General features: G+C 66.4%; 13 protein-coding genes. 10 read left to right on the top strand and 3 right to left on the bottom strand.

Annotated features, from left to right (window positions below):
- Positions 1 to 41: 41 nt before the first annotated feature.
- Positions 42 to 848 (bottom strand): creatininase family protein, encoded by an 807-nt coding sequence (locus tag V3328_RS20715; RefSeq protein WP_340331620.1) that lies wholly within the window; start codon positions 846 to 848, stop codon positions 42 to 44.
- Between the two features lie 55 nt (positions 849 to 903).
- On the opposite strand from V3328_RS20715, the gene V3328_RS20710 reads away from it, so the two are divergent.
- The 10 genes from V3328_RS20710 (at position 904) to V3328_RS20665 (ending at position 10,947) form a co-directional block, all read left to right on the top strand.
- A complete protein-coding gene (locus V3328_RS20710; RefSeq protein WP_340331619.1) occupies positions 904 to 1,293 on the top strand; it encodes a RidA family protein in 390 nt (129 codons plus the stop codon).
- A gap of 1 nt (position 1,294) precedes the next feature.
- Positions 1,295 to 1,903, top strand: coding sequence for a LysE family transporter (locus V3328_RS20705; RefSeq protein ID WP_340331618.1), 609 nt, complete (start codon positions 1,295 to 1,297; stop codon positions 1,901 to 1,903).
- Between the two features lie 9 nt (positions 1,904 to 1,912).
- The gene (locus V3328_RS20700) at positions 1,913 to 2,725 is read left to right on the top strand and encodes a creatininase family protein (RefSeq protein WP_340331617.1); all 813 of its coding nucleotides are present in this window, start codon (positions 1,913 to 1,915) and stop codon (positions 2,723 to 2,725) included.
- 194 nt (positions 2,726 to 2,919) lie between these two features.
- On the top strand, positions 2,920 to 3,879 hold the full coding sequence (locus V3328_RS20695; protein ID WP_340331616.1) for a TAXI family TRAP transporter solute-binding subunit: 960 nt from the start codon (positions 2,920 to 2,922) through the stop codon (positions 3,877 to 3,879).
- A gap of 136 nt (positions 3,880 to 4,015) precedes the next feature.
- On the top strand, positions 4,016 to 6,634 hold the full coding sequence (locus V3328_RS20690) for a TRAP transporter permease (RefSeq protein WP_340331615.1): 2,619 nt from the start codon (positions 4,016 to 4,018) through the stop codon (positions 6,632 to 6,634).
- A gap of 26 nt (positions 6,635 to 6,660) precedes the next feature.
- Positions 6,661 to 7,089, top strand: coding sequence for a universal stress protein (locus V3328_RS20685; RefSeq protein ID WP_340331614.1), 429 nt, complete (start codon positions 6,661 to 6,663; stop codon positions 7,087 to 7,089).
- Entirely contained in the window at positions 7,090 to 7,776 is a 687-nt protein-coding gene (locus V3328_RS20680) for an aspartate/glutamate racemase family protein (RefSeq protein ID WP_340331613.1), read from the top strand.
- Positions 7,777 to 7,855: 79 nt separating this feature from the next.
- Positions 7,856 to 8,845, top strand: a complete 990-nt coding sequence (locus tag V3328_RS20675) for a TRAP transporter substrate-binding protein (protein ID WP_340331612.1) — start codon at positions 7,856 to 7,858, stop codon at positions 8,843 to 8,845.
- A gap of 246 nt (positions 8,846 to 9,091) precedes the next feature.
- Positions 9,092 to 9,646, top strand: coding sequence for a TRAP transporter small permease subunit (locus tag V3328_RS20670; protein WP_340331611.1), 555 nt, complete (start codon positions 9,092 to 9,094; stop codon positions 9,644 to 9,646).
- Entirely contained in the window at positions 9,643 to 10,947 is a 1,305-nt protein-coding gene (locus tag V3328_RS20665) for a TRAP transporter large permease (protein WP_340331610.1), read from the top strand. Before V3328_RS20670 ends, V3328_RS20665 begins: the two co-directional genes overlap by 4 nt.
- A 28-nt stretch (positions 10,948 to 10,975) precedes the next feature.
- On the opposite strand, the gene V3328_RS20660 is transcribed toward V3328_RS20665, so the two are convergent.
- Positions 10,976 to 11,743, bottom strand: coding sequence for an RES family NAD+ phosphorylase (locus V3328_RS20660; protein WP_340331609.1), 768 nt, complete (start codon positions 11,741 to 11,743; stop codon positions 10,976 to 10,978).
- Complete coding sequence (locus V3328_RS20655; protein WP_340331608.1) at positions 11,703 to 12,083, bottom strand: antitoxin Xre/MbcA/ParS toxin-binding domain-containing protein; 381 nt, start codon at positions 12,081 to 12,083, stop codon at positions 11,703 to 11,705. The genes V3328_RS20660 and V3328_RS20655 overlap by 41 nt, the downstream gene beginning before the upstream one ends.
- Positions 12,084 to 12,152: the final 69 nt, after the last annotated feature.

The raw sequence follows: 12,152 nt of genomic DNA, 5'->3' as shown, positions 1-12,152 counted from the left end.
GAATTGTCCCGGGTTTCGTTCCCGCCCGGGCCAATCATGCCCTATCGACGCTGGATGCGCGACAGCGGATAGGCAGAAATCTCGGCAAGCAGCCTGACATAGCCGGACACGACGTGGTCGAAAATGGCTTTGCCCAGCTCGGCTGTCGCGGCGGCGGCATTGCCAGCCACACCGGCCGGGTGGATGTCCTGGGCCTGCCAGCCGATGCCGACACCGCCGACATAGGTCAGCTTCTCGTTGTCGGCGGCAATCTCCGCCATCACCGGGCGGAAATCGGCGGCATGCTCCATTCGCACGAGATCGGGAGCGAGATGCAGGACGAGCGATGTCTCGACCATCCCGCCGTGGATGCCGTGGCGTTGTTCCTCTGCGGGCACCAGCCCTTCGGGCAGCCCCATATGCCACCAGCTCGAGGACACGCACAGCATCTCGCAGCGTACCCGCAGTTCGCGTGCGACGATCTCCATCACCTGCGGCTGGCCGCCGTGGGCGTTGACCATCAGCAGCTTGCGGATGCCCGAGCGCGCGACGCTCTCGCCGATCTCCCGCCACAGCGCGATCAGGGATTCGGCGGTCAGCGTCAGCGTGCCGGGAAAGTCGATATGCTCGTTCGACTTGCCGACCGGCATCGTCGGCAGCAGCAGGACCGGCAGGTCCGGATCGCCGGCCGTCGCGGTCTCCACGGCCGCCGCCGCAACACGTTCGGCGACCAGCGCGTCGGTTGCCAGCGGCAGATGCGGCCCGTGCTGCTCGATCGCGCCGACGGGAAGGACCGCGACCGTGGTGTCGGGATCGAGCGTCTCGAATTCGACCGTGGTCAGGTCTTGCCAGCGATGCGCGAGGGTCATTAGCGTCTCCGGGTCGGGTTGCAGGTATCGGTCGCGGGCGAAGGCGAGGCAGGCAATGGTAACGCATCACACGCCGGCGGGCATCCGTCCGCCGTTCGCGAGGTACAGCCACGGGGTCGAGGTCGCAGCCGGGGCGCGGATCGTGTTCTGCTCCGGCCAGCTTGGCATCGGCATCGACGAGACGATCCCCGAGGACGTCGGCGACCAGACCCGGCTGTGCTTCGAGAACATTCGTGCGATTCTCGCTTCCGCCGGTATGGCGCTGGCCGATATCGTGCGCATCAACGCCTACGTGACCGGGCGGGAATATCTGAAGGGCTACATGGCGGCGCGGGACGAGTTCACGCCGGATCCGCCGCCGGCGTCGACGCTGATGATCGTATCGGGCTTCGCGCGGCCCGAGTTCAAGGTCGAGATCGAGGTGATTGCGGCAAGGGAGGATTAGGATGGGCGAGTATGCAGGCGTCCTGGGACCGCTCGCCGCGGTCTGGCTCATCGGGGTGCTGACGCCGGGGCCGAATTTCTTCGTCACCATGCACATGGCCGCGCGCCATGGCCGCGCGGCGGCGCTGACGACGGTCGCCGGCATTGCCGTCGGCCTGTCATTCTGGGCACTGGCAGGCCTGCTCGGCATCAAGGTGCTGTTCGCGACGGTTCCCCTGGCCGCGCTCGCCGTCAAGCTTGCCGGGGCCGCCTATCTGATCTGGATGGGCATCAGGATGTGGCGGTCGGCGGGGGCGGTCGCCGTTCCCGGCGGCATCTCGCCGACAAGCGCCTTCCGGCTCGGCCTGCTCACCAATCTCGCGAACGCCAAGACAGCGGCGTTCGCGGCCTCCCTGTTTGCCGTGGCGCTGCCGCCGCATGCCTCGCCGGGGCTGTTCGCAGCGGCCTTCTTCACCATCGTGGCGATGTCGACACTCTGGTACGGGTTTTGCGGGGTCGTCGGGTCGCGCGGCGCCGTCATGCGGCTTTACAACCGGTTCCAGACGTGGCTGATGCGCGTCGCCGGAGCGGTGTTCGTCGGGTTCGGCGTCAAGCTGGCCATTGAACGGTAGCCGCCGCGCATGGAGGCGGACCGACAGTCGCTGCCGCGCCGTCGCTACTGGCGGGAGATGACGACCGCCGACTTCGAGGCGGACACATCGGGCTGGATCGCGGTGCTGCCGGTCGCGGCGACCGAGCAGCACGGCCCGCACCTGCCGGCCGGGGTCGACGCGTTCATAGCCGACGGCCTGCTCGCGGCCGGCGTCGCGGCGATGCCGGACCACCTGCCGGCGGTGATCCTGCCGACGCTTGGGGTCGGCAAGAGCGACGAGCATCTCGGCTTCGCGGGAACGCTCACCCTAAGCGCCGCGACGCTGCTGAACGTGCTGCGGGAAATCGGCGATTCGGTTGCCCGTGCGGGGTGCCGCAAGCTGCTGATCATGAACTCGCACGGGGGCAACAGCGAAGTGACGGGCCTTGCCGCGCGCGACCTCAGGATCCGGCACGCGATGCTCGTGGTGGCGACGAGCTGGGCGCGTCTGGGGTACCCCGACGGGCTGTTCGACGCTGCCGAACTCGCCCACGGGATTCACGCCGGCGACGTCGAGACGTCGCTGATGATGCACCTCGATCCGGACAACGTGCGCGACAGCGCGCGCGCCGACTTCGTCCCGGCCTCGGTGGCGATGGAAACCGAGTTCGACGTCCTGCGCGGCACCGGGCGAACGGCATTCGCCTGGATGACCAGGGACCTCAGCGAATCCGGCGCCTGCGGCGATGCAGCTTCCGCGAGTGCCGAAAAGGGCCGGTCTGCCGCAGACCATGCGGTCGCGCGATTCCTCGCCCTGCTCAACGATTTGCATCGATTCGACCCGGCCCGCCTCGCCGGTTGAATGCCCGTTTCCCTCGCGATGCTGCGCTGCACATACACATGTCGACGCGAAAGGGTTGTGTTAGCCGGCGTTTGGCGATGACATACGCGACAGGAGGGCGCGGGGTGAGCTTCATGCCGTGCCCGGTATGAGCATGTACGGATCACGCCGGCGCTCGACCGGCGGAGACACAACCGGAGACGGAAGGAGATCTCATGAAGTATCTGGCCATAGGCGCGTTCGCCGCAGCGATCACGGTTGGCGCCGGCGGCGCCTACGCGCAGCAGCAGTTCGTGTCGATCGGCACCGGGGGCATCACCGGAGTCTACTATCCGACCGGCGGCGCCATCTGCCGGCTGGTCAACAAGGACCGCAAGGAGCACGGCATTCGCTGCTCGGCGGAGTCGACCGGCGGGTCGGTTTACAACGTCAACACCATCCAGGCGGGCGAACTCGAATTCGGCGTCGCCCAGTCCGACGTCCAGTACAACGCGTACGAGGGCAAGGAGCAGTGGGACGGCAAGCCCTTCGAGGGCCTGCGCTCGGTGTTCTCGGTCCATCCGGAGCCGGTGACCATCCTCGCCCGCAAGGATGCCGGCATCAACAACGTCACCGATCTGAAGGGCAAGCGGGTGAACGTCGGAAACCCGGGTTCGGGAAGCCGCGCCACCTGGGATGTGATGGCGAACGCGCTGGGCTGGACCTCAGACGACCTCAAGCTCGCCACCGAGCTGAAGTCGGCTGAGACCGGCCAGGCACTCTGCGACGACAAGATCGACGCCTATGCGTGGCTCGTCGGCCATCCCTCCGCGCTGACCCAGGAGACGCTGTCGACCTGCGATTCCAACCTCGTCAACGTCACCGGCCCGGAGATCGACACGCTGGTGTCCGACAACTCCTATTACCGCAAGGCCACCATCCCGGCCGGGATGTATCCCGGGCAGGACGCGGACGTGAACACCTTCGGCGTCGGCGCGACCTTCGTCACCTCCGCCGACGTCCCCGACGAGGTCGTCTATGTCGTGGTCAAGGCGGTGTTCGACAACTTCGACGACTTCAAGGCCCTTCACCCCGCCTTCGCGAACCTGAAGGAAGAGGAGATGATCAAGGACTCGCTGTCGGCTCCCCTGCATCCGGGTGCTGAGAAGTACTACAAGGAACGCGGCTGGATGTAAGCGTTCGGGGGCGGTCCAGCGGGGCCGTCCCCTTATCCTCCTGCCTTGCCGGTCCGCGCGGTCCGGTCGGGACTATTGCTTTTTCCTGTGTTTGGACTGTCGCCGGAAGCCTTGTATCCGGGGACTGGAGGGCGGCATGGCGGAAGAAGTCCACAAGCGCAAGATCGATGTCGACGAGCTTGTCGCGCAGGTCGATACCGGCGCACGCAGCGTCGCGGGCCCGGTCGGCATCTTCATCGCGGTCCTGACCTTCCTGTGGTCGACGTTCCAGCTCTACATCGCCTCGAACGTCCCCTTCTGGATAACCGAGCATCTCGGCGTCAACGTCGTCTTCAACAACTTCGACTCGCGCGTCGTCCACCTGGCCTTCGCGCTGGCATTGTCGGCGCTCGCCTATCCGCTGTTCAGGGGCAGCGCGCGACATCACGTTCCCTGGTACGACTGGATCCTGGCGATCCTGGGCGTCTACGCCTGTCTCTACCTGATCGTCTTCGACGACGCGATCTCGGCGCGTGCGGGCCTGCCGACGACCAGCGACCTGGTGGCCGCGACCATCGGCATGGTGGTGCTGGCGATCTCGGTCTACCGGGCGCTGGGCCTGCCGCTGGTGATCGTCGCTGCCGTGTTCGTCGCCTATGTCTTCTTCGGGGATTCGCCCTGGCTGCCCGATGCGATCCAATGGCGGGGCGCCTCCTACGGCAAGGCCATGTGGCACTACTGGATGCAGACCGAGGGCGTATTCGGCGTCGCCCTCGGCGTGTCCGCCTCGATGATCTTCCTGTTCGTGCTGTTCGGATCGCTGCTGGAGAAGGCCGGCGCCGGCAACTACTTCATCAAGCTCGCCTTCTCGCTGCTCGGCCACCTGCGCGGCGGCCCGGCCAAGGCGGCCGTCGTCGCGTCGGCGCTGTCGGGCCTGTATTCCGGATCGTCGATCGCCAACGTGGTGACGACCGGCACCTTCACCATCCCGCTGATGAAGCGGACCGGCTTTCCGGCCGAGAAGGCCGGCGCAGTCGAGGTCGCCTCGTCGACCAACGGGCAGCTGACGCCGCCGGTGATGGGGGCAGCCGCCTTCCTGATCGCCGAGTTCACTGGGGTCGCCTATACCGACATCATCAGGCACGCCTTCCTGCCGGCGGTCGTGTCCTACATCGCGCTCGTCTACATCGTGCACCTGGAGGCGCTGAAGCTGGACCTGAAGGGTCTGCCGAAGCCGCCGGCCCTGGTCGGCGTGGCACGCAGGCTGATCGGCGTGCTGACGGGCTTCATCCTGATGTGCGTCCTGGCGGCCGCGGTCTACTACGGGCTCGGCTGGATCAAGGTCGCGTTTCCCGGCATCACCTTCTACACGGTGATCCTGCTGTTCCTTGTCGCCTATCTGCTTCTGGTCTGGCTCGCCGCGCGCAACCCGGATCTGGAGATGGACGATCCCAACGCGCCGCTGCAGGAGCTGCCGCGGCCGGGCGCGGTCGCCGTCACCGGCCTGCACTTCATCCTGCCGATCGTCATCCTCATCTGGTGCATCCTGATCGAGCGGTTCTCGCCGTCGCTGTCTGCCTACTACGCGACGCTGTCGATGATCTTCATCGTCATTACCCAGCATCCGCTGAAGAACCTGTTCCGCGGCGCCGGCGCGCTGTGGCCGGCCTTCCTCACCGGGATCCACGACTTCGTGGCGGGAATGATCGCCGGCGCCCGGAACATGATCGGCATCGGTGTGGCGACCGGCGCGGCCGGCATCATCGTCGGAACCATCTCGCTGACCGGCGCGCATCAGGTGGTCGGCGAGTTCGTCGAGTTCCTGTCCGGCGGTAACCTGATGGCGATGCTCCTGCTGGTGGCCGTGATGAGCCTGATCCTCGGCATGGGCCTGCCGACGACGGCGAACTACATCGTCGTGTCCTCGCTGATGGCGCCGGTCATCGTCTCGGTCGGCGCGGCGAGCGGCCTGCTGGTACCGCTGATCGCGGTGCACATGTTCGTATTCTATTTCGGCATCCTTGCCGACGACACGCCGCCTGTCGGGCTTGCCGCCTTCGCGGCGGCGGCGATATCGGGCGGCGATCCCATCAAGACGGGCTTCCAGGGCTTCGGATACGACATCCGCACCGCGCTGCTGCCGTTCCTGTTCATCTTCAACACGGAACTCCTGCTCATCGACGTCACCCTCTGGAAGGCGATCTTCGTGTTCGTCGTGGCGACGGTCGCGATGCTGCTGTTCGCCGCGGCGACGCAGGGGTATTTCCTGACGCGCAATCGCATCTGGGAGACCGCCGCATTGCTGCTGATCGCCCTGACCCTGTTCCGGCCGGGCTTCTGGCTCGATCTCGTCGATCCACCCTACGAGATGCGGCCGGGCTCAGAGGTGGTGGAGATCGTCGGGCGGCAGCCGGCGGACGCCGGGCTGCGCATGGAAATCCGGGGACCGGACTTCGACAATCCCGACGAGATCGACACGCTCACCGTGCTGGTGCCGCTCGGCCCGCAAGGCGACGGCGAGGCGCGGCTCGAGGAGGCGGGCCTGCTGGTGATGGTGGAGGATGGCCAGGCACTGCTCGAGGAACCGTTCCCGCAGACCCCGTTCGCGGAGGCGTTCCAGGATTTCGATTTCTATGCCGACGAGCCGGTGGTGATTTCGCAGGTCCAGCTGCCGAAGGAGCGCATGGCCAAGGAAGTGTTCTATATTCCCGCGCTGGTGCTTTTGGCACTGGTTATCGTGCTGCAGCGGCGGCGCCAGACCGTACCGGCGTTCTGACGGCTCAACCCGGGAGAAGAGGAAAGATGTTCTCGACCATTCTCGTTCCCATCGATCTGGCCGAGCCCGAAAGCTCGCACCGGGCGCTGGATGCCGCGTTCCACATGGCCCACGAATACAATTCGGATGTGCACGTGATGACGGTCGTGCCCGATTTCGGCATGTCGATCGTCGGCGGATATTTTCCCGAGGGCTTCGAGCAGAAGGCGCTCGACGGGACGCGGCAGCGCCTCGACGAGTATCTCGAGGGGGCTGTCCCCGACAATGTCGACGTCAAGGGCCACGTCGCGCACGGGTCGATCTACGAGGAGATCCTGCGGGTCGCCAAGGAGGTCGGCGCCGACGTGATCGTCATGGCCTCGCACCGCCCGGCGATGCGCGACTACCTGATCGGGCCGAACGCGGCGCGCGTCGTGCGGCATGCCACGCAGTCCGTTCTGGTCGTCCGGGACTAGGTGCCCGACGCGGCCGCGCTCGTCGGCGTCCTGCAACTCGACACCCGGTTTCCGCGTCCGCCGGGCGACATCGGCGCGCCGGAGACCTGGGGCGGCAACTGCCTGATCGAACGGGTGAGCGGCGCCACGGTGCCGCGCATCGTGCGGCCGTCCCTAGAGGAGGCGGTCATCGCGCCGTTCCTCCAGGCCGCGCGGCGGCTGGAAGCCGCGGGAGCATCGGTGCTCGTCACGAGTTGCGGCTTTCTGTGGCCGGCTGCCGCCCGGATTTCCGCAGCCGTGTCGATCCCCGTCGTGACGTCTGCGCTGCAGGCGATGCCGCGACTGCGCGCCGCCGCCGGTCGGGACCGGCCGATCGGTATCCTGACATACGACAGCCGCGTCCTCCTCGAGAGCCCGCTGGACCTGCTCGATCCGGGGCCGCTGATCGTGGAAGGAATAGAGACGGGACGCGAGCTTCACCGCGTCATTGCACGCGACCTGCCGACGCTGGATCGCGTTGCGGCGGAAGCGGATGTCCGGGCCGCGGCGGAGCGCCTCGCGGCGCGGGCGCCGGACCTGTCCGCCGTCGTCCTGGAATGCACCAACCTGCCGCCCTATCGCGCCACCATCGAGGCTGCCGTCGGAGTGCCGGTCGTCGACGCGGTCGATCTAGTCAGGGATATTCTAGTCACATCGAAGGATTGGTGACGGTTTTCGATGGTGTAAGTTCGGGTATTCTCGTTGCAGGCGCCGCAGACGGCGTCCTGTTCACCAGAGGGAGACAAGAATGACGAAGATGGTGACGTTACGCGCGCTGACCGGGGCGACGGCGATTGCGCTGGGTGCCGGCCTCGCGACCGGCGCGGCGGCCGAGAAGTGGGACATGCCGCTGGCCTATCCGGCGACCAACTATCATTCCGAAACCGCGGCCGGTTTCGCCAAGGGCGTTACCGAGGCGACCGGCGGCGAGATCGAGATCGTCACGCATCCGGGCGGCTCGCTGTTCAAGGGCGACGAGATCTTCCGGGCGGTTCGCACCGGCCAGGCGCCGGTCGGCGAACGGCTGATTTCGGCCCTGTCGAACGAGGACCCGGTCTTCGGCGTCGACGCGCTGCCGTTCCTGGCAACCTCGTTCGACGAGGCGTGGGATCTCTACCAGGCCTCCAAGCCGACGATGGAGAAGGTCCTCGAGGACAAGGGCGTGAAGCTGCTCTACGCGGTGGCGTGGCCGCCGCAGGGGCTTTACACGACAAAGCCCGTCACGAAGGTTTCCGACATGGATGGCGTCAAGTTCCGCGCCTACAACGCGGCCACGACGCGTCTCGCCGAGCTGATGGGCGCGGTGCCGACCAAGATCGAGGCGGCGGAACTCGGCCAGGCCTTCGCCACCGGCGTCGCCGAAAGCATGATCTCGTCGGGCTCGACCGGCTACGATATGAAGATCTGGGAGTACGTGAAGTACTGGTACGACACCCAGGCCTGGCTGCCGAAAAACATGGTGATCATCAACCTGGAGACCTGGAACGGGCTCGACGAGGAAACCCGGACGATCATCATGGAGGAGGCCGGCAAGGCCGAGGAAGCGGGCTGGGCGAAGGCACGGGAACTGTCCGACTGGTACAAGCAGGAACTGGCCAAGGAGGGCATGACGATCGAGCCGCCCAGCGAAGAACTCGCCGCCGGGTTCAAGGAGATCGGCGGGACGATGACCGAGGAATGGCTTGCAGAGGCCGGCCCGAACGGCACGGAAGTCATCGAGGCCTACAAGAAGATGTGAACACAAGACGCCGGCGAGGCGATATCGCCGTCGCGTCGACGTGTTGAGCCGCCGTTCTGGACCCCGGACCACGTCCGGGACGTCGGCCTCGCGTTTGGCAGGAACGCTGCCAAACGCACCGACCATGTCCCGGGCTTGACCCGGGACCCGGAGCAGCGGCGGCGCTCGAATTCAAGCCAGCCTTCGACGTTCAGTGGCCGGAAGGCCCATTGTCGACCGGTGCAGCCATCTCGGGGGACGTGAGTGATGGCATACCTTGCCCGTCTTGGACGGGCTCTCGACCGCCTCTACATGGCCGCCGGCTACCTCGCGGCCGCCTTCCTCGTGGCGCTCGGCTGCCTCGTCCTCGCCAGCATCGTCACCCGGCTGATGTCGGTCTATGTCGCCGGCCTGACGGCCTATTCGGGCTACTGCATGGCGGCGTCAAGCTTCCTGGCGATGGCCTACACGCTTCGCCAGGGCGAGCACATCCGCGTCGGCATGCTGATCGCGCAGCTCAAGGGGCGGGCGCGACGGATCGCCGTCCTGTGGTGCCTTGCCGCCGCCAGCGGCATCGGCGTGTGGTTCTCCTGGTACCTGGTGCGGATGAGCTGGATCTCCTACCGGTTCGAGGAGCGCAGCGAGAGCGCCGACGCGACCCTGCTGTGGATCCCGCAGACGGCCGTGTCGGTCGGCGCGACGATCCTGGCCATCGCCTTCGTCCACTCGCTCGCCGAGGCCGCCTTCCTGGGCAAAAGCGGCATCCAGGAACCGGAAGAACAGGGGGCGGAGACCGCGGCGATCGAAGAGGCCATCGGATGACCGAGATCTGGTTCACCGGCATCTTCCTGGCGCTGCTGTTCTTCTTCCTCGGGACGGGGGTCTGGATCGGCATCAGCCTGCTGGGCGTGTCGGCGGTGGGCATGATGCTGTTCACGCCGCGGTCGGTGGGCGACGCGATGTCGATCACGGTCTGGGGGATGTCGTCGTCGTGGACCCTGACCGCGCTGCCGCTGTTCATCTGGATGGGCGAGATCCTGTTCCGCACGAAACTGTCGGAGAACCTGTTTCGGGGTATGGCGCCGCTGATGAGCCGGTTCCCCGGCGGCCTGCTGCACGTCAACATCGTCGGCTGTGCGATCTTCGCGGCGATTTCCGGATCGTCCGCCGCCACCGTCGCCACCGTCGGCAAGATGTCCATTCCGGAACTCAGGACCCGCCGGTATCCCGAACGCATGATCGTCGGCACGCTGGCAGGCGCCGGAACCCTCGGCCTGCTGATCCCGCCCTCGATCATCCTGATCATCTACGGCGTCACCGTGAACGAATCGATCGCCCAGCTGTTCATCGCCGGCGTCCTGCCGGGGATCGGCCTGGCGATCCTGTTCATGGGCTACGTGGCGATCTGGGGCGCCCTGACCGGCAATGCCGGGGCACTGGCGGAAGCGGCCTCCGACTGGCGGCAGAAGCTGAAGGCGACGCGACTGCTGATCCCGGTCGTGCTGCTCATCACCGTGGTGATCGGCTCGATCTATGCCGGCATCGCCACCGCCACCGAGGCAGCCGTCTTCGGCGTGGTGGGGGCGCTCTTGCTTTCGCTCGCGCAAGGGTCCCTGACCCGTCAGACCTTCATGGACGCGTTGATGGGGGCGACGCGCACCTCGTCGATGATCGCGCTGATCCTGGCCGGCTCGGCCTTCCTGTCGCTCTCCATGGGGTTCACCGGCCTGCCGCGGGCGCTGGCCGAGACGATCGCCGGGTGGCAGCTCTCGCCGATCGCGCTGATCGCCGCGCTGACGGTTTTCTACATCATCCTCGGCTGTTTCCTCGACGGGATCTCGGCTGTCGTGCTGACCATGGCGGTGATCGAGCCGCTGGTACGATCCTACGGCTTCGACATGGTCTGGTTCGGCATCTATCTGGTCATCGTCGTGGAGATGGCGCAGATAACGCCGCCCGTCGGCTTCAACCTGTTCGTCCTGCAGGGGATGACGGGACGCAACATGGCGTTCATCGCCAGGGCCGCGCTGCCGATGTTCGCGATCATGATCCTGGCCGTCGCGCTGCTGGTGGCGTTTCCCGACGTGGCGACGTTCCTGCCGCGCCAGATGGTGGGGCGTTAGCGTGACGCGGGCGCGCGGAGACCGCCGGTCAACGCTCCCACTCCAGGGAGGCGATGCGGGGGTCGGCTGCGAAGCAGCGTCTGTCGAATTCGATCTCGGCGCGCGGATATTCGCAGATCGCCTGGACGCCCGAGCGACCAAGCCGCATTCGCCAGGTGCGCCGTTCCAGCGGCGCCGGCGCCGCAAAGGCCGAACAGGCCAGGATCGCGAGGTTCGCCCGCGCTTCCGGATCCCGGACGGATTGGTACCGGATCACCTCGATCATGGCGGCCCGAGCCGCCTCGGCAAGCGCTTGGCAGGCCTCATACTCGGTCGGATGCGTCCAGGCCGCGCGCTGCTCGGCCAGGGCCCCCCCGGTCAGATCGATCGCGCGGCTGGTTGCATACGCGGCGCTGAAGGCGGTGAACTCCCCGAGCGTTGCTGGCCAGGGCGTGCCCGGCGATTCGGCATAGAACAACAGGCGGTAGAACGCCGTTTCGGCGACCGCCGTCTCTGCCACCTCGGATGCATAGAAGACACCGGGTGTATATCCGGCCCACCGGAACCGGGAGCCGGTCGGATAGGGCGCCCCGTAACGGAACGGCGTCGCCAGCAGATAGTCGAGGTGCCGGCATTCCGGCGGTATGCGCGGCTTGCTCTCCTCGATCAGGTCCTCGAGCAGGGCCTGCTCTTCCAGCGTATCGACAAGCTTCAGGGTCGAGACATGATGCTGGGCCTCGACCAGGCGCCAGCACTCCCCCTCCAGGACACGCGTCTCAGAGGAGAGCGCGGCGGGCGTCCAGATAGGCGATGACATCTACCAGACCGGAAACCGTCTGAATTCTCTGCAGCGGCGAGGCGCCCAAAACCTTGTTCTCGTTGCGGAGCCAGGCGCGGGCGACGGTTTCGTCGCCGTCGACGATGGCGTCCAGCGAGCGGAACAGTCGGACGAAGAGGAGACCGAGTTCGAACGGCTTGTCGGATGGGGTCAGCAGATATCTGCCGTTGACCATGCGCGAGACCGTCGCCTCCGACAGACCTACGATCCGGGCAAGCACCTTGTTGGGAATTTGCAGCCGGACGGCAGCATTGGCCACCGCCTTGGTGACCACCATTCCTTCCCCGGCAGGAGCCGAATGGAAAGCTGCACGTGCCATAAACGTTTCTCCTGAAACAATCTTATATAAAAAATTCAGGAGAAATTCAAGCCGGAACGGTGTTGCCGG

The sequence above is a fragment of the Microbaculum marinum genome (assembly GCF_037855135.1).
GTDB lineage: Bacteria > Pseudomonadota > Alphaproteobacteria > Rhizobiales > Tepidamorphaceae > Microbaculum > Microbaculum marinum.
Note: the sequence above shows the minus strand (reverse complement) of the source record. Positions and strands in the feature narration are given on the sequence as shown.